Below are 18,510 nucleotides of genomic sequence, written 5' to 3' on the forward strand. Positions count from 1 at the left end.
TAAATCTCAATCAAAATGAAAAATTTCATCATAACACTAGTTTTAGCATTCGTTAGCCACACTTTTTATGCTCAGGGAGCATTTGATAAATATGATGGTCAGGACGATGTAACCTCAGTAATCGTAAACAAAAAAATGTTTGATTTAATGAGTAAAGTAAAGGCCGACACTTCTGATAAAGAAACGCAACAGTACATTAATCTGATTAAAAAATTAGACTACTTAAAAGTGTTTACCACTAAAAATCCTAAAATTGAAGCTGACATGAAAGCTTCTGCAGACAAATATGTAAAAACTGCCGGTTTAGAGGAACTAATGAGAGTAAACGATGGCGGTAAAAATGTTAGAATCCTGATCAAATCAGGATCAAGTGATACGCAGGTAAAAGAATTACTAATGTACATCGACGGAGCTAAGGGCAGTGAAACTGTATTACTGTCTCTTATTGGTAACTTTGACTTAAACGAAATCTCAGTACTAACAGATAAGATGCAGCTTCCTGGTGGGTCTGACTTAAAAAAAGCTTCTAAAGGCAAAAAATAAGATGAAAGCAAGCGTTATTACCTCAGCCCTATTAGTTTTACTGACTTTAGTAAGTTGTAATTCTACCCCTTCATTGCAGAAGTATTTTGTTGAAAACACAGACAACAAAGATTTTATTGCACTTGACATTTCATCATCGATTCTAAATGTGGAAAAAGCAAAATTATCTGCAGAGCAAAATGAAGCTTTAAAATCATTTGACAAAATGAATATCCTGGCTTTCAAAGAGACGTCTAAAAATCAGGCGCAATTTGAAACAGAACGCAGCAAACTGAAAGAGATCCTGAAAAATCCAAAATACCAGGAATTAATGAAGGTTGGTTCTGGTAAAGACGGTGCATCAATAAGTTATGTAGGAGCCGACGACAACATCGAAGAATTTGTAGTTTTTGCCAACAAAAAAGAAAGTGGTTTTGTAGTGGTGCGTGTGTTAGGAAAAAACATGAACCCTAACAATATTATGACCTTGATGTCGGTTATGAAACAATCCAATATTAACATGGATCAATTAAAACCTTTGCAGCAATTAATGAAACCATAATATCTTACTTTATATTAAAACAAGAGAGCTCCGTAATCCGGAGCTTTTTTATTTAACATTTTTAGAAGATAATACTGAATAATATTACTTGCGTTTGTTTTGAGATGACCCGAATTTATCTATATTTGTTCATCAACCAAAACAAAATTATTAAAATAAGTATGGTACAAAAAACATCGAACGCCTTTATTGCGGCATCATGGGTAGCTCTTGGAGCAGGAACAGTTGGATTTATAGTAGGACTTGCAAGAGCCGAAATGCTTTTAAACGAAAAAGGATATTATTTCACCGTTTTAATGTTTGGTCTTTTTGCTGTTGTCTCCTTACAAAAAAGTGTCAGAGACAGACTGGAGAAACTTCCGGTAACTGATATGTATTACGGAATCTGCTGGTTCGGAACTCTTTTATCTATTGTATTATTAATCGTTGGCTTATGGAATGCTACGATCTTACCAAGTGAAAAAGGTTTTTATGCTTTTGCTTTTTTATTGGCTCTTTTTGGAGCTATTTCGGTACAAAAAAATACGAGAGACAATATGGCGTACTCTTCAAATGAATAATATTTCAAACTAGAATTAATCAAAAACAACTTCCAAAATTAACCACAAAAAAAGCTCCATCACTGGAGCTTTTTTTATAGTAAGACTTGAGATTATTTACTCAGGTACATTTTTCTTCTGGAATACAATTCGTAGAATTGATCGTCTTTTAGATCGTCAATAAACAAGATACTCTCTCCTGTCGATTTCATTTCAGGTCCTAATGCTTTGTTTACATTGTGGAATTTACTGAAGGAGAAGACCGGTTGTTTAATCGCGTATCCTTTCAATTGTGGGTTAAAGTCAAAATCAGTTACTTTATTGTGTCCTAACATTACTTTTGTAGCGTAGTTCACATAAGGCTCACCATAAGCTTTAGCAATAAATGGTACTGTTCTGGAAGCTCTTGGGTTTGCTTCGATAATGTAAACGGTATCGTCTTTTATCGCAAACTGAATATTGATCAGACCCACTGTTTTTAAAGCTCTGGCAATTTTCTTCGTGTGATCTTTGATTTGCTGCATTACGAATTCTCCTAAGTTAAAAGGAGGTAAAGTAGCATTACTATCTCCGGAGTGAACTCCGCAAGGTTCGATATGCTCCATAATTCCGATAATGTAAACGTTTCCGTCTGCATCACAAATCGCATCCGCTTCCGCTTCAATTGCTCCTGCCAAATAGTGGTCTAAGAGCAATTTATTTCCTGGAATAGTTTTCAATAAATTGATCACATGCTCCTCTAACTCTTTCTTGTTGATTACGATTTTCATTCCCTGACCTCCTAACACATAAGAAGGACGAATTAATAGTGGGAAATCCAACTGATCTGCCAGTGCAGAAGCTTCGTCAGCCGTTTCTGCAATTCCGAATTGTGGGAAAGGAATGTGTAATTCTCTCAACAAATCTGAGAATCTTCCTCTGTCTTCGGCTAAATCAAGTGCATCAAAACTAGTTCCGATGATTTTCACACCGTATTTAGATAATTTTTCTGCCAGTTTCAAAGCAGTCTGTCCACCTAACTGTACGATAACACCTTCCGGTTTCTCATGCTGAATGATGTCGTAAATATGTTCCCAGAAAACCGGTTCGAAGTATAATTTATCCGCCGTATCAAAATCAGTCGAAACCGTTTCAGGATTACAGTTGATCATGATAGTTTCGTAGCCACACTCTTTGGCTGCTAAAACTCCGTGTACACAAGAATAATCAAACTCAATTCCTTGTCCAATTCTGTTTGGTCCTGAACCTAAAACGATGATTTTCTTTTTCTCCGTTACAATACTTTCGTTATCTACATAACGCTCCCCGTTTGCTTTTTCAATTTCTGCCTCAAAAGTCGAGTAGTAATATGGTGTTTTAGCTTTAAACTCAGCTGCACAAGTATCTACCAGTTTAAACACACGGTTGATATTTTTGTCCATACGCAAAGTGTGTACTTCACTTTCCAGACAATTCATCATGTGAGCAATTTGTCTGTCGGCGAAACCTTTTTGCTTAGCCTCAAGCAAAAGCTCTTTCGGAAGAGTCTCTACTTTATAATTTGAAATTTCTTTCTCTAAAGTATACAGTTCCTCGTATTGTTTCAGGAACCACATATCGATTTTTGTGATTTCATGAATACGGCTCAATGGGATTCCCATTGCAATTGCATCATAAATTACAAAAACACGATCCCAACTTGCAAAAGTCAGTTTTTCGATAATCTGCTCGTAGTTTTTATATCCTTTTCCGTCAGCTCCTAAACCGTTTCTTTTAATTTCTAAAGATTGGGTGGCTTTGTGTAATGCTTCCTGGAACGAACGTCCGATTCCCATTACCTCTCCAACAGATTTCATCTGAAGTCCTAAAGTTCTGTCGGCACCTTCAAATTTATCAAAGTTCCAACGTGGTATTTTTACGATTACGTAATCTAAAGTCGGTTCAAAAAGTGCCGAAGTTGATTTTGTAATTTGATTTTGTAATTCGTCTAAGTTGTATCCTAAAGCCAGTTTAGAAGCGATTTTAGCGATCGGGTATCCTGTTGCTTTTGATGCTAAAGCTGATGAACGCGACACACGAGGGTTGATCTCGATCGCTACGATATCTTCTTTTTCATCTGGTGAAACTGCAAACTGTACGTTACAGCCTCCTGCAAAATTTCCGATACTACGCATCATCAGGATTGCATAGTCACGTAATTTTTGGAATGTTGTATCCGATAATGTCATCGCCGGTGCAACTGTAATCGAATCTCCGGTATGAATTCCCATTGGGTCCATATTTTCGATTGAACAGATGATCACAACATTATCATTTTTATCTCTTAAAAGCTCTAACTCGTATTCTTTCCACCCCATTAAAGCTTTATCAATTAAAACTTCATGTATCGGAGAAGCCTCAAGACCTCTGGTTAAAAGCTCATCAAAATCTTCTTTTTTATAAACTACCGCAGCTCCGGTTCCTCCAAGAGTAAAAGAAGGACGAATTACTAACGGAAAACCGAACTCCTGTGCAATCTCTTTACCTTCTAAATAAGAAGTGGCCGTTTTTGCAGGTGCAGTTGGTACATTTATTCTTTCTAAAAGCTGTTTGAACTGCTCTCTGTCTTCTGTAATATTAATTGCATTGACATCAACTCCAATTAATTTCACTCCGAAATCCTGCCAAATTCCTTTTTCTTCAGCTTCCAAACACAAGTTCAGTGCAGTTTGTCCTCCCATTGTAGGCAAAACGGCGTCAATTTGTGGATGTTCTTTCAGAATTTCAATAATCGATTTTGTGGTTAATGGTTTCAAGTAAATATGATCGGCCATACTTGGATCGGTCATAATTGTTGCTGGATTCGAGTTTATCAAGATAACTTCAATCCCTTCTTCACGAATAGAACGTGCAGATTGAGAACCTGCATAGTCAAATTCGCAAGCTTGGCCAATAACAATAGGTCCTGACCCTATTATTAAAACTGATTTTATTGATGTGTCTTTAGGCATTTTATTTGTATTGTGTAGTTATTATAAAAGTACTTCAAAAAACATTCGTAGTGTATTCTAAACTAGAACGTTGCAGATTTTTTTACCGACAAGGTATAAAAAAAGGCGATACTAAAAAAGTAACGCCTTATTTATGTTTATAGAAACATTATTTCTTGTGTCTAGGTTCGCTAGAAACAGTTAATTTATGTCTTCCTTTTGCTCTTCTACGCGCCAGAACTTTTCTTCCATTCGCTGAAGCCATTCTGTCCATAAATCCGTGCTTATTTCTTCTTTTTCTTTTCGATGGTTGAAATGTTCTTTTGCTCATTGTTTTGTATCTTTAAAATGGTATCTAATATCTTTTTCTGTTTTTGAATATCATTATTCCAAAACCGAGTGCAAATATACAAAGACTTTTTTTTCTGGCAAGTAGTTTTATAAAAATATTTTTAATTCCTTTTGCTATCTTTGCAATCACAAATTTACAATAATTATGTTTCACAAAAATATTAAACTTATTTTAGCCGGACTTCTTGTAGTCGCTGGTATTTGGCAATTTACAGAGAGTAATATCGGGAATGGTATTTTCCTTATATTATTAACTGCAATTCCTGTTTTTCTTTACTTCAAAAACGAATTTATCCTTTTGGCCTTCCTTAAATTAAGAAAACAAGACTTTGAAGGCGCTAAAAAATGGCTTGCTTATATCAAAAACCCTGAAGCTGCCTTAGTAAGAAAGCAACAAGGATACTTCAATTACCTGCACGGTATCATGTTATCTCAAACCAATATCAATCTGGCTGAGAAACATTTCAAAAAAGCAATCGAACTTGGATTATCAATGGATATGGATCTTGCAGTTGCAAAATTAAACCTTGCCGGAGTTGCAATGTCACGCAGAAGAAAGCTTGAAGCGACTAATCTATTAAACGAAGCTAAAAAATTAGACAAACAGGGAATGCTAAAAGAGCAAATCTCAATGATGAAAGAGCAAATGAAAAAAATCTAATTTTTCAACTACAATATTCTAAATCCCAAATTCCACAAGAGTTTGGGATTTTTTATTTAGATCTTCTTTCTACTATAAAGATTAACGTTGAATTTGTCATTTCGCCCAATATTGTCATCCCGAGGAATGAGGGACAACAATATTACTCATAAAAACCTGAAAACCTGAAAACCTGAAAACCTGAAACCTGAAACTTGAAACTTGAAACTTGGAATTTGAAATTTTAATTTTCCAAAATGATCGAAGGCAGATTTTCATTCAGCCATTTGTATTTATTAAGAATCATAATATGTGTTCCTCCCTTGACTACAATGCAGCTATTAATATACTTTATAGGAAAAACATCATCCTGATCTCCGTGAATATGAATCACTTTAGGATCGATTTCACTTCTGTTCCATAAAATAATCGATTCGACCGCCCATTGCAAATAATTGAGATCCCGTACTGCGAGAAACTTTTCATACAACTTAATACGCTTGTTTACTTTTTCTCCAAAAGAATATTTCGCCAGATTTTCGATATTCAAAATTAACTTCATCGGAATGAGCTTATACGCTTTTGTTGTTTTTCCGATTTTCATTCGCCTTGGAAATTCTTTATTACTTCTTACACTCGAAATAATAATTACTTTTCGGGCATTAATATGTTTTGCTATTTCCTGAACCAAAACACCTCCAAAAGAAACCCCTACCAGGACCGGATTCTCATGTTTAATATTTTTCGAAATTCGAAGAGCATAATCTGATAAAGATTCTTTTGGCTGCGGAATCTCCCATTCCAGCAAACACATTTCAAAAACTGACTCGTCTAAACTGATTCTCTCAAAAATAGCGGGACTTGCCGCAAGACCGGGCATAAAATATACAGGAATTTTACTCATTTGACTGCAAGAGAATTTAAGGTTACCGCTTTTTTTTAAGCTAAAATTACTTTTTTTAGCAATATCCAATGCAAATCTTACACCATAAATTACTCCACAAACCAAATAACATTAGTAAACATGCACAATTCAGAGCTATTTCATGGGATTAAAAAATAATTTTATATTGAAAATCAAATGATTAACTTTGCAATCCTGTTAACTTATATTGAAACATTTTTTCCAGAATGCTCTTTATAAAATTACCAAATGTTCTTTTCTATTATTTTTTTTAATTCAATCCCCCAAAACATGACAAATATGGAACACATTGAAACTATGGAAATCAAAGACAATACTTTTGCAAGACAATTTGAAACCATAGTCCCTGAAGGCTTACTTTCTGTGGAGTATTCTTTTCAGGAAAAGAAAATTTTCTTAACCAAAATCAACTCCCCTGAAGGCTTTGATAATCAAGCCACAATTGACACTTTACTAAAAGGCATCATGGAAGTGGTTAGCGAAAAGAAATTCCGAATAATGCCTATCCACCCAAAAATTGTATTGTTTATTAAAAAAAATCCGGAATATAAAGAATTACTTCCTCCGGGAATCCGTATTTAGAAATCCCCAATCAATCGGAGCCATAACCCTCCTATTACCATATAAATAAAGAGCATAACCAAACCGGTTATCAAACCTTTGACCCACCAGCTTTTCAGGTCGACATAACCGCTTCCGAAGAAAACTGGTGCCGGCCCGTGTCCATAATGCGTTAAAGTTCCATAAAGAGAACCCACAAATCCCAACATAAAAGCCAATAGCAAGCCTGGGATTCCAAGTGAAATTCCAACACCCAATAATGCAGCATACATAGCAGCCACGTGAGCTGTTGCACTTGCAAAAAGGTAATGACTAAAAAAGTATACCAATACAATAATAGGAAATGCCATTTGCCAGCTCAAACCTCCTATTTCAGCTTTTACCACGTCGCTAAACCAGCCAATAAACCCAAGTTCATTGAGCGAACTTGCCATCATCACCAAAACCGAGAACCACACTATGGTGTCCCAGGCTCCTTTTTCGGCTTTTACATCATCCCAGGTTAATACCGAAGTCAATAATAAAATAACCAACCCGATAAAAGCGGTGGTTGTGGCATCAATAGAAAACAAATCGCCAGTCATCCAAAGAAACAACAGAATAAAAAAGGTTAACAGCATCATCCATTCGTTACGGGTGATCGCTCCCATTTCTTTTAGTTTCTGAGCTGCAATTTGCGGAGCATCTCCCGTTTTTTTTAATTCAGGCGGATAAATCTTATACAGTACCAAAGGAATTACAAAAAAAGCTACCAGACCCGGAACTATCGCAGCTGTCGCCCACGAAATCCAGCTAATTTTAATTCCAAGATTCAATGCAAACTTCTGACACATTGGATTACTTGCCGTTCCTGTTAAAAACATTGATGATGCGATCAAATTTGCATTGTAACTGCTCAAGGTAAGATACGATCCTAATTTTCGATGTGTTTCGGGCTGATCCGGCATCGAACCAAAACTCATCGACATTGATTTCATAATTGGGTAAATAATCCCCCCTCCTCTTGCCGTATTACTTGGCACTGCCGGAGCCAAAACTAAATCGGCAAGGCCAAGGCCATAAGCCAATCCAAGTGAACTTTTCCCAAATATCCTGATAAACAAAAAAGCAATTCTGTTCCCCAAACCTGTTTTGATAAATCCTCTCGCAATAAAAAACGAAATTCCGATAAGCCAAATTACCTTATCACCAAAGCCTTTCAGAGCCAAAGTGATCGATTTTCCTGCATCTCCGGGAGCCAGCACCTGTGTAAAAGCGGTTAATGCAATCGCAATCATACACATAGTACCCATAGGAGCTGCTTTTAAAATGATTCCAAGAATAGTTGCCACAAAAATGGCAAACAAATGCCAGGCTTCTGCAACAACACCATCCGGTGCCGGAATAAACCAAATTGCAAGTCCAACGGCAAGTGTAATCAAGGTTTGAGGTATTTGTACTTCTTTCATAAAAAAAGGAAATTAAATTGTGTTATAGACGGAGTTGTAACTGAAGCAAAAACAAGTTGTCATTATAAAATGAGGTGTCAGGAATATTTTTGTCGAAACGATCAATTTCAAATCCCAATTCTATTCGTCCCGTATACGCTTTCCCAAACTCAAGACTCAACATAGGCGTATACGTCTGACGTACATTTGAATTGACTTTATAATTATTGTCAAATGATTCAAAACGACAGGACAGTTCCAATGAAGTTAATTTTTTATAATCGACCAAATATCGCAAATTGGGTAAAAAATAAATTCCCCGCATTTGATAATCGCCAACATTTGACGTTCTGGCATCTGCAGGTAAGGAAAAATACAAATTATGATTAGTCCCCTGCTTGTATTCAATTTGCAAATCAAAAGTCAATCTGTCGGTAAGCTTAAAATCACTGGTAATATCAATCCCCAAAGCGAAAACTTTCTGATTGGCTCTTTTCCCGATTCCACCATTTAGACCCAGATTGATCTTGTGTTCTTTAGACAGACCAAAACCCCATCTGGTCGTGTACAATTTTCCGTTATCATTATCCATTTCCTGATTTTTTCCATTACCATTTAAAACAGAAATTGCATAATTAACCGGAATCTTTCCAATATCGAAAGCTCCCGTTGCCGACGCTCCAATTTGAAAACTTGTCCATCCGTTTTTACCAAACTCATAGTACTGATTGGAAAAATCAAATGACTTTATAATATCAACAGGCACCAGCTCTTCTATACCAAATGCAGGACGGAACTGACCACCTGTCAAGGCTAAATATTTACTAAAAGTATATTTTCCGTAAGCATTTTCAAGAACTTTAGATTTGGGATCAGACTTAAAATCGGCAAGATTTACCAGAATTACGACTTCTGTGGCTTCGCTTAATTTGGTATTGAGTCCAACACGCATTCTTTTAATATCAAAGGAGCTTTGTGTTACTTGACCTGTAGAATGATGAACTCCCAAAACATCAACATTTTTACCGGTACTTTCCAAATAACGCGCCTGTAGAAGGCCTTTGAACTGAAATTGTGGGTACTTAACATCACTTTCCTTATCAGCGGCTGTTTGCGCATTCATAAAAAATGACGTTATAAAGAAAAAAATAATTTTTAGTAGTAGCGCTTTATTCATAAATGCTGTAAATCAAAAATTAGCCTAATATCTATAATCTAACCTTACCTTCTATTGGCACCGGAACCACGATTGGAATTTGGTGGCGCTGCTATACTTCTATTACCTGCTGGTCGGGTCGCAGGGCGTGTTACCGGCCGGGTCGTTGGTCTTGTAGTTGGATTTGTTGGCCGATTCACTGGTCGAGATGGTCTCGCCTCTGGTCGGGTTGATGGATTTGTTGGGGCTACCGGCCGCGTTGTTGGTCTCGTCGTTGGATTTGTCGGGCGTGTTACCGGTCTTGTTGACGGATTTGCGGGACGGGTGGTAGCAGGTCTCGTGGGTCTTGTATTGGTAACCGGAGCGGGTCTTTTATAATCCCTTCCATTGTAAGTTGCATTGTAACGGCCGCTGCTTCTATAATCTCGAACTACAGCTGATGAATTTCTTCTGGTTGTATAATTATTATAATAGCGCTGGTTTCTTATATTGACAGTTCTTCTATAATAAGGATTTCTATAGTAATGCCCATGATATCCCCAATAATCATGATAATAAACCGGACGCCACGGACGCCAATAAGAAGGATAATATCCCCAATACCACGGAGATCGGTACACTACATATACAGGAGAAAACAAATACAATACTACCGGCCACACGTTTATGTTTGTTGTCACATAACCCGGATTACCGGCTGTTGTATTATAATTATTGATTGTATTATTATTTACAATTACGGGAGCATCTCCTTTATATCCGGGATTAGGTGTTCCGGCTGTAGCATCTGAAGGTTCTACAATATAATTTTTGCCGTACAAATCCCTATCTCCTATGATCTGAACATGTACATTATTCTTTTTATCTTTTTCTACCTCAATAACAGCAACATCCTGCTTTTCTTTACTGTTTACCGCGACCTGAAGTACAATCACATGTGTATTCCCTTTCTTTTGACTTTCGATTTCGATATAATCAATCTCGCCATCATTATTCAAATCCAGATTATTTACCTTACTATCCTGTTCATTTAAGACTCTTTCAAATTCTTCTAAAGTTTTGGATTTCTGAAAGACATCTAAAACAGCATACAAATTAAGATTATCGCCCGGCAAACCTAAAGCAACAGGTTCGTTATCAGTTTGAGAAAACAATGGCAAACTAAACAAATAGGCTATCAAAACTACCAAAAATAAAAAACTCTTTTTCATGTTAAAAATAAGTTAATTTGGAAATACATTTACTAAGGTATGAAAAAACAGACAAACTTTAATACAAGCCGATAACTTTCTGCAATACAAACATAAAGTACTAAAAAAGTTTTAAATGTATTTTACTTTTTAAATATCTCAACAGCACTAATGTAAGACTTATATTCTTAACTTTGTAATAATTGTTCTTTCGATTCCTTCCCATTTCTTGTACTATCTTACAAAACCTGTGTCATGATTTGTCCAATAACAGAAATAAAAATTGTAATGAAAAAACACTTATTCCCTTTTCTATTTTTTCTTTCTTTCCACTCTGTACAAAGTCAGATTGCAGTTTCTTCAACTCTGGAAGAAGCCATTCAGAAGGCTATTGAAAAAAGCACTTCTTTAAAAAATAAAGATTTAGATATTGAAAAATTAAATCTTCAGGAGAAAGGCGTCTGGAACAAATACATTCCAACAATTGAAGCCAGTGCCTTATATTCTTATTTTGATAACAAACTCACGGTCGATCTTCCTACAGCTACCATTCCAATTGTAAACTATCCTTTGTTTGACGGAAAAACCGCTTTTAAAAACTATGGCAACATTTTTACAGGAAGTGTCATGGCCAAAACAGTACTATTCAGTGGCATGCAAATCCCAAACGGAGCGAAAGCCATCAAAGAGAAAACGAAAGGAACGGTGTTTTTAAAAGAATCCGAAAAAGATGCCATCACAAAAGAAGTCATCAACACTTTTGACCAACTGGAACTACTAAAAGTAATAGACAAACTTATTAAAGAAAGCGAAAACCGACTGGACACGGAAACCAAACGTGTTACAAAAGCAATTGAACAAGGACTTGCTATTCCGTATGACAGGGATAAGATCAAACTAGCGGCACTGGAACTTTCCTCTAAAAAGATTGAACTGGATGGAAAACGGAAACTAATTTATAAAAAAATTCAATATTTAACTGGTTATTCGATTAGCGAGATAGATCATGTTCAGTATACTTTAACCCCTTATTTGATTACGGATGAGAAATTAAGCACACAAAACAAGCAGGAAATAAAAGCTTTAGAATCTTTCAAATTGGCTTATGAATATTTATTAAAGAAGGAAAAAGGAACTTACTTACCCACACTCGGAGCTTTTGGAGGTGTATCCTATTCAAGTTTATTCAATGCCAATGCTACGACTCCCATTGTCACGGGAATCAATCAGGCCTTATATTTAGGTCTTAACGAACTAACCATAAGTCAGAACTGGATCGTGGGAGCCGCTATGAAATGGGAAGTCTTTTCCGGTTTTGAAAGAAAGCACAAAGTACACGAAGCAAAGATTAATATTGAACAGGTACAAAATCAAATTGATGATACGAAAGAAAAACTTGAACTTCTTCTTGAAAAAAATCTTGTCGATTATACAGTTCTGACTCAAAAAATAGACATCACTCAGCAACAGGAAAAAGTCGCCAGTAACAATTTGAATCTGGCTATAAAACAATACAAAGAAGGTCTCATCAACATATCGGAACGGCTTGAAGCAGAAAACGATTCTTATAAAGCGGCAGTAAATAAAACCACCACTTTAATCGAGCAAAGACTTGCCGCTATTGAAACCATAATTGCCACTGGCGATCTGTCGAAAAAACTATCCAAATAAAAGTTCTGTTTTATGAAAAAAGCAATCATTAGCACCACAATCATTTTTCTTTTCATAGCCTGTCAAAAGACAGAAAAAGGAAATTTAATTCAGGGAAAAATAGAAAAAGAACAAATTGCCGTTGTTAGTAAAATTCCGGGCAAGATTTTAAAAATATGGGTCAAAGAAGGCGATTTGGTTCAAAAAGGAGACACGCTCGCTGTTTTAGATATTCCTGAAGTAGACGCTAAAAAAAGTCAGGCCGAAGGAGCTGTTGTCTCAGCAAAGGCACAATACAAAATGGCTGTAAAAGGGGCCACCGAAAACCAGATCAAGCAACTGGAAGCTAAAAAAACGGGGCTGAAAGAACAATACGAATTTGCTCAAAAATCAATCAGACGACTGACCAATATGCTTAAAGATTCTCTTATATCACAGCAAACTTACGATGAAACTTTTGCCAAATATCAGGGTGCACAAGCACAATACAACGCTGTTGTCGCAGAATTAGACGATGCTAAAAAAGGAGCCCGAATCGAACAGCAAACAATGGCACTAGGACAACAGGACCGGGCGCTTGGAGCTTTGCAGGAAGTAGAAACCGCCAACAAGGAACGTTACATCATTGCTCCTCAAAATATGAGTATCGAAACCATCACCTTAAATCTTGGCGAGCTGGCCCTACCCGGTTATACTTTATTCAATGGTTATATCGACAACAGTATCTATTTTCGTTTTACGATTCCTGAAAATCAATTGGGCGAATTTAAAAAAGGACAGGAAATTACCGTTCATGTTCCCTATAAAAAAGAAAACATTAAAGGGAAAATCTCAACGATAAAACAACTGGGAGCCTACGGAAATATTGCTACAGCTTACCCTGACTATGAAATGCAGGAGAGCTTGTTTGAAATAAAAATAACACCTGTTAATATGGAACAAACCAAGGATCTGATTACAAAAACGACTGTCACCTTATCTCATTAACTATGCAAAATTTCTTTTCATTGCTTAAACGGGAATTTCAATTGTTCTGGAAAAACAAAGTCCTGAGAATCCTTTTTATCGGTGCACCTATTTTATATGGTGTTTTATTAGGCTACGTTTACGGAAAAGGCAAAGTTACCGACTTACCCATTCTTGTAGTCGATCAGGACCGTTCTGAACTAAGCTCAAAAGCCATTCAGATGTTTGAAGACAACGAAGTATTATCCGTCTCATCCATTTTATACGACCAGAACAACCTATCTAAAATAGCCATACAAAAAGATGCCACTTGTGTCGTTATCATTCCGAAAGATTTTGAGAAAATGACTCTCACCAAAAAATATCCTGAAATTACAACTATCGTTAACACCTCTAATGTACTCACTGCTAACTATGCCTCAACAGCCATACAAATTTGCCTGGGCACTCTAAAAGCAGGAGTTCAGATCGAAACCTTAAGAAAACAAGGAGTTCCGGAAAACTTGCTTGCCTCACAATACGAACCCTTCAAAACTACATTTATCAAAAAATACAACCGAAGCACCAATTATATGTATTTTCTCTGGCCAGGGGTTTTGGCGACTGTTCTGCAACAAGTTTTACTATTAGGACTGGCGCTTTCATTTGCATCAGAATTTGAAAATGGAACTTTTAAAGACCTCGTAAAAAAATGCCCTTCTCTTCTGAAAATGCTCGCAGTAAAAATAATCCCTTACCTGATCATGAGCTTTGGAATCTGGATCATTTACTGGCTTTTCACTTTGTGGTTCCGACTTCCCTTTTACGAAAACTTAGCCCCTCTTACTTTTATTGCCGGAATTTTTGTGCTGGCGGCTTCTTTCATCGGAATTCTGGTCAGCATCGTAGTTCCGAATCAGTTAAAAGCAACCGAGATTTTAATGGTAATAGCCACCCCAAGCTTTATCCTAAGCGGTTTTACCTGGCCCTTAAGTCAAATGCCACAGACTATACAAGCCATTGCCAATGTAATTCCACTCACCCATTTTTTAAAGGCTTTCAGAATATTAATTATAGAGAACGGTACCTTTTCACAAACCACAGCCTCTATCCGCAACATGATCATCATTGGACTCGTGTGTGCCGTAGCTGCCTACATTGCCTTGTACTTTAAAAAGAAAGAAGCCCTTAAGGAAATTTAATTCCTTTACTGCGAGACATAAAAAAAGCACAGAAAACTCAATTCCTGTGCTTTTATATCTTAAGAGTAAACGAAAATTACTTTTCGATTTCTCGCATAGAATCCATTTTCTTGTGTGCCAGGAATCCTGCAACATCTTCAAAGTGCTCTTTTACACGTTTGTTTCCAAATTCAAACACCTTAGTAGCCAATCCGTCAAGGAAATCACGGTCGTGAGAAACCAAAATTAAAGTTCCGTCGAAATCACGTAAGGCATCTTTAATAATATCTTTGGTTTTCATGTCCAGGTGATTCGAAGGCTCATCCAGAATCAATAAGTTTACAGGCTCTAACAATAGTTTAATCATTGCCAAACGAGTTTTTTCTCCTCCTGAAAGCACTTTTACCTTTTTGGTAATATCATCTCCCTGGAACATAAACGCTCCAAGAATATTTTTAATCTGAGTACGGATATCTCCTACCGCAATAGCATCAATCGTTTCAAAAATTGTAGCATTTTCATCTAGTAATGATGCTTGATTTTGTGCAAAATATCCAATTTGTGCGTTATGTCCAATCTCAACACTTCCGGAATCAACACCAATTTCTTTCATGATCGCTTTGATCATGGTCGATTTTCCTTCTCCATTTTTCCCCACAAATGCAACTTTCTGACCGCGTTCGATTACAACATTAGCATCTTTAAACACCACATGGTCTCCATAAGCCTTAGACATTTCTTTTACAATAACAGGGTATTGTCCGGAACGTGCCGCTGGCGGGAATTTCAAACGCAATGCAGAAGTATCTACTTCATCAACCTGAACAATTTCAAGCTTCTCCAGCATTTTTACACGAGACTGAACGGCGTCTGTTTTTGAGAATGTTCCTTTAAAACGATCAATAAAAGCTCTGTTATCAGCAATCATTTTTTGCTGCTCATCGTATGCTTTTTGTTGGTGTATACGACGGTCTTTTCTCAATTCTAAATAATGAGAATATTTCGCTTTGTAATCATAAATCCTTCCCATGGTTACCTCAATCGTACGATTCGTAATATTATCTACGAATGCTCTATCGTGTGAAATCACAACTACTGCTTTTGCCGAATTAACCAAAAACTCTTCCAACCATTGAATACTTTCAATATCCATGTGATTGGTTGGCTCATCCAGTAAAATCAAATCCGGTTTTTGAAGAAGAATTTTAGCCAATTCGATACGCATTCTCCATCCTCCTGAAAATTCAGAAGTCTGACGAGTAAAATCTTCGCGCTCAAAACCTAAACCTGTTAATATTTTTTCAACTTCTGCTTCGTAGTTTACTTCTTCGATCGCATAGTATTTCTCACTTAAATCTGAAACTCTCTCGATTAATTTCATGTAAGCATCACTTTCATAATCGGTACGAACCGTTAATTGCTCATTGATTTCATCGATTTCAGCTTTCATTTTAAAAATTTCTCCAAAAGCCTTAGAAGCTTCTTCCATTACAGTCGAACCATCTTTTGTTAACAAATGCTGAGGCAAATAAGCCACAACGGCATCTTTCGGAGTTGAAACACTTCCGGTAGAAGGCTTACTTTGACCGGCAATTATTTTTAAAAGTGTCGATTTTCCCGCACCATTTTTCCCCATAAGGGCAATTTTATCATTTTCATTGATAGCAAAAGAAACATCGCTAAATAATGTAGTTCCACCAAACTGAACCGAAATATCGTTAACTGTAATCATTATTTTCTGTGAATTTGTTTAATCGGTTAATCGTTTATTTGATAACCCATTTTTTTCGTGGTGCAAAGATAGATTAATTAGATAATTAGGCAATTAGATAATTAGAAAATGTGGCAATGTGATAATTTTTCAAAACCTATTCCAAAACAAAACCCGACAGGATTTTAAATCCTGTCGGGTTTGCTAAAATTATCTAATTGACTAATTACTTAATTATCTAATTTAGTCTTTTCTCCATTTTTTAGTTTCTTCAAAAATATGTTCTAAAATTGAAGCTTCTGTTTCGTCAAATTCAATATTTCGGCGTCCCATAACTAATTTCGCTGTTTCAAAAGCTTTTTTGGTCACATAAGTTGTAAAACCGGCTGCCCCGCCCCAAGAAAAACTTGGAACAAAATTGCGTGGAAAACCGCTTCCAAAGATATTAGCACTTACTCCAACTACTGTTCCGGTATTGAACATGGTATTGATTCCACATTTACTGTGATCTCCCATCATTAAACCACAAAACTGAAGTCCGGTTTTAGCAAACCCTTCGGTTTCATAACTCCATAGCTTCACTTCTTCGTAATTGTTCTTCAGGTTCGAATTGTTACTGTCGGCTCCAATATTACACCATTCGCCTAAAACAGAATCCCCTAAAAACCCATCATGGCCTTTGTTTGAATTTGCAAAAAGCACTGAGTTCTTCACTTCTCCGCCAATTCTCGATCCGGGACCTACTGTTGTAGCTCCGTAAACTTTGGCGTTTAGTTTCACCTGTGCATTCTCGCATAAAGCAAAAGGTCCGCGAATTACAGTCCCTTCCATAATCTCTGCATTCTTACCTATATATATTGGCCCATTAGAAGCATTCAGTGTTACAAACTCTAATTTTGCACCTTCTTCCAGAAATATGTTTTCGGGAGCAATAACATTTACACTTTTCGGAATTGGCTGCGATTTTCTGTCTTCGGTCAAATACTGAAAATCTTCACGGATCGCGGCATCATTTTTAGAAAAAATATCCCAGGTATGTTCTACGGTCAGACAAGCGTCATTGTATGGAATGATTTCATAGGAATCAAAATCAACTTCTTCCTGATTTTCATTGGTAAAAAAAGCAATTACATCATCCCCTTTAAAAATAGCCTGATTAGCCTTTAAATCTGAAACCATCTCCGCAAGTGTATCATTTGGTAAATACGCTGCATTGATCATTACATTCTCTTCCATTTCTACCATCGGAAATTTTTGCGATAAATAATCTTCGGTAATGGTAGTTATAGTCGAACCTAGACGTGCTTCCCATTTCTGGCGAATCGTCATAATTCCAATTAATATGTCGGCAACAGGTCTTGTAAAAGTAAAAGGTAATAATGCATTCCGGACGGGACCGTCAAAAAGAATGTAATTCATAAATAATTAAATTTGATACTTGTTAAAATCTTGATTTGGTTATCGGGTTCAAAGTTACAATTATTTTATTTGTGTCATTTGTACTGTAACAGATATAGTACATTTTTTTTAACCGCTAAGTGCGCTAAGATTTTACGCAAAGTTCGCCAAGTTTTTTTTGCAGGTATGCCTTTTTAAAGGGACAAAGCTCGCAAAGCTTTGTAAACAGAGGCTTTACATGAAACCTTGTACTTGTTTGTATTAAATAAAAAAGCCTCCCGAATGGAAGGCTTTTGTATAATTTTAAACCGCTATTATTTTTTAGCGTGTTTTGCATATTTAGTTTTGAATTTATCAATACGTCCTGCAGTATCGATAAGTTTAGATTTACCAGTATAAAATGGGTGAGATGTTCTAGAAATCTCCATTTTTACAACTGGATACTCAACTCCGTCAACTTCAATTGTTTCTTTTGTATCTGCAGTAGATTTAGTGATAAAAACTTCGTCATTTGACATGTCTTTAAATGCAACTAATCTGTAATTTTCTGGGTGAATTCCTTTTTTCATCTTTTTATTTTATTTATTGTTTAGAGCATTTTTATTTTGAAGCTTTTCCATGGTTAGAAAAAGGTGTAAACAACACTACTCTTTTTTTGTTTAAAACTTTTAATTATTTTTAAGTGCGCAAATTTACAACTTTTTTCGAATTAACAAATCTTTTAATCAATATTTTTAACGAGTTGGCGATTTGCATTAAAATTTTTAATATCTATCTGGTGTGTACTCGTAATTACTATATTTG

At 36.2% G+C, this 18,510-nt stretch carries 17 protein-coding genes; 8 read left to right on the forward strand and 9 right to left on the reverse strand.

The features are described 5' to 3' along the window. The first annotated feature begins 15 nt into the window (after nucleotides 1–15). The 3 genes from BHE19_RS13905 (at nucleotide 16) to yiaA (ending at nucleotide 1,644) form a co-directional block, all read left to right on the forward strand. Nucleotides 16–543 carry a DUF4252 domain-containing protein gene (locus BHE19_RS13905; RefSeq protein WP_070907609.1) on the forward strand — a complete coding sequence of 176 codons (528 nt, stop codon included), beginning with the start codon at nucleotides 16–18 and terminating at the stop codon, nucleotides 541–543. A 1-nt stretch (nucleotide 544) separates the two neighbouring features. Then, nucleotides 545–1,084 carry a DUF4252 domain-containing protein gene (locus BHE19_RS13910; RefSeq protein WP_070907610.1) on the forward strand — a complete coding sequence of 180 codons (540 nt, stop codon included), beginning with the start codon at nucleotides 545–547 and terminating at the stop codon, nucleotides 1,082–1,084. Between the two features lie 161 nt (nucleotides 1,085–1,245). Further along, nucleotides 1,246–1,644 carry an inner membrane protein YiaA gene (yiaA, locus tag BHE19_RS13915; RefSeq protein ID WP_017498692.1) on the forward strand — a complete coding sequence of 133 codons (399 nt, stop codon included), beginning with the start codon at nucleotides 1,246–1,248 and terminating at the stop codon, nucleotides 1,642–1,644. 92 nt (nucleotides 1,645–1,736) lie between these two features. On the opposite strand, the gene carB is transcribed toward yiaA, so the two are convergent. Both carB and rpmH read right to left on the reverse strand, forming a co-directional pair. Continuing rightward, a complete protein-coding gene (gene carB / locus BHE19_RS13920) occupies nucleotides 1,737–4,592 on the reverse strand; it encodes a carbamoyl-phosphate synthase large subunit (RefSeq protein WP_017498818.1) in 2,856 nt (951 codons plus the stop codon). A 148-nt stretch (nucleotides 4,593–4,740) separates the two neighbouring features. Further along, the gene (gene rpmH / locus BHE19_RS13925) at nucleotides 4,741–4,902 is read right to left on the reverse strand and encodes a 50S ribosomal protein L34 (RefSeq protein ID WP_008464848.1); all 162 of its coding nucleotides are present in this window, start codon (nucleotides 4,900–4,902) and stop codon (nucleotides 4,741–4,743) included. Between the two features lie 165 nt (nucleotides 4,903–5,067). On the opposite strand from rpmH, the gene BHE19_RS13930 reads away from it, so the two are divergent. Further along, the gene (locus tag BHE19_RS13930) at nucleotides 5,068–5,583 is read left to right on the forward strand and encodes a hypothetical protein (RefSeq protein WP_017498817.1); all 516 of its coding nucleotides are present in this window, start codon (nucleotides 5,068–5,070) and stop codon (nucleotides 5,581–5,583) included. Between the two features lie 223 nt (nucleotides 5,584–5,806). Here the strand turns inward: BHE19_RS13930 and BHE19_RS13935 are convergent, their stop codons facing one another. Beyond that, nucleotides 5,807–6,466, reverse strand: coding sequence for an alpha/beta hydrolase (locus BHE19_RS13935; protein ID WP_017498816.1), 660 nt, complete (start codon nucleotides 6,464–6,466; stop codon nucleotides 5,807–5,809). Between the two features lie 318 nt (nucleotides 6,467–6,784). Here BHE19_RS13935 and BHE19_RS13940 point away from each other — a divergent pair, with 318 nt between their 5' ends. Beyond that, entirely contained in the window at nucleotides 6,785–7,069 is a 285-nt protein-coding gene (locus BHE19_RS13940; protein ID WP_026110230.1) for a GNAT family N-acetyltransferase, read from the forward strand. Here the strand turns inward: BHE19_RS13940 and BHE19_RS13945 are convergent. The 3 genes from BHE19_RS13945 to BHE19_RS13955 all read right to left on the reverse strand — a co-directional run bounded on the left by BHE19_RS13945 (nucleotide 7,066) and on the right by BHE19_RS13955 (nucleotide 10,842). Then, entirely contained in the window at nucleotides 7,066–8,496 is a 1,431-nt protein-coding gene (locus BHE19_RS13945) for an anion permease (RefSeq protein WP_017498813.1), read from the reverse strand. The genes BHE19_RS13940 and BHE19_RS13945 overlap by 4 nt on opposite strands. A gap of 22 nt (nucleotides 8,497–8,518) precedes the next feature. Continuing rightward, entirely contained in the window at nucleotides 8,519–9,598 is a 1,080-nt protein-coding gene (locus tag BHE19_RS13950) for a porin (protein ID WP_083342550.1), read from the reverse strand. Between the two features lie 98 nt (nucleotides 9,599–9,696). After that, nucleotides 9,697–10,842 carry a hypothetical protein gene (locus BHE19_RS13955; protein WP_070907612.1) on the reverse strand — a complete coding sequence of 382 codons (1,146 nt, stop codon included), beginning with the start codon at nucleotides 10,840–10,842 and terminating at the stop codon, nucleotides 9,697–9,699. A gap of 267 nt (nucleotides 10,843–11,109) precedes the next feature. Here BHE19_RS13955 and BHE19_RS13960 point away from each other — a divergent pair, with 267 nt between their 5' ends. Genes BHE19_RS13960 through BHE19_RS13970 form a run of 3 tightly spaced genes read left to right on the forward strand, consistent with a single transcriptional unit; the run spans nucleotide 11,110 to nucleotide 14,618 of the window. Next, nucleotides 11,110–12,492: a TolC family protein gene (locus BHE19_RS13960; RefSeq protein WP_070907950.1), complete on the forward strand. Its 1,383-nt coding sequence runs from the start codon at nucleotides 11,110–11,112 to the stop codon at nucleotides 12,490–12,492. Between the two features lie 12 nt (nucleotides 12,493–12,504). Further along, nucleotides 12,505–13,458, forward strand: a complete 954-nt coding sequence (locus tag BHE19_RS13965) for an HlyD family secretion protein (protein WP_070907613.1) — start codon at nucleotides 12,505–12,507, stop codon at nucleotides 13,456–13,458. A gap of 2 nt (nucleotides 13,459–13,460) precedes the next feature. Next, on the forward strand, nucleotides 13,461–14,618 hold the full coding sequence (locus BHE19_RS13970) for an ABC transporter permease (RefSeq protein WP_070907614.1): 1,158 nt from the start codon (nucleotides 13,461–13,463) through the stop codon (nucleotides 14,616–14,618). 76 nt (nucleotides 14,619–14,694) lie between these two features. Here the strand turns inward: BHE19_RS13970 and BHE19_RS13975 are convergent, their stop codons facing one another. The 3 genes from BHE19_RS13975 to BHE19_RS13985 form a co-directional block, all read right to left on the reverse strand. Continuing rightward, complete coding sequence (locus BHE19_RS13975) at nucleotides 14,695–16,329, reverse strand: ABC-F family ATP-binding cassette domain-containing protein (protein ID WP_017498126.1); 1,635 nt, start codon at nucleotides 16,327–16,329, stop codon at nucleotides 14,695–14,697. Nucleotides 16,330–16,551: 222 nt separating this feature from the next. Continuing rightward, nucleotides 16,552–17,727 (reverse strand): GlmU family protein, encoded by a 1,176-nt coding sequence (locus BHE19_RS13980; protein WP_070907615.1) that lies wholly within the window; start codon nucleotides 17,725–17,727, stop codon nucleotides 16,552–16,554. Nucleotides 17,728–18,020: 293 nt separating this feature from the next. Beyond that, nucleotides 18,021–18,275 (reverse strand): type B 50S ribosomal protein L31, encoded by a 255-nt coding sequence (locus tag BHE19_RS13985; protein ID WP_008464817.1) that lies wholly within the window; start codon nucleotides 18,273–18,275, stop codon nucleotides 18,021–18,023. Nucleotides 18,276–18,510: the final 235 nt, after the last annotated feature.

The organism is Flavobacterium tructae (assembly GCF_001853485.1).
Classification (GTDB): Bacteria; Bacteroidota; Bacteroidia; order Flavobacteriales; family Flavobacteriaceae; genus Flavobacterium; species Flavobacterium tructae.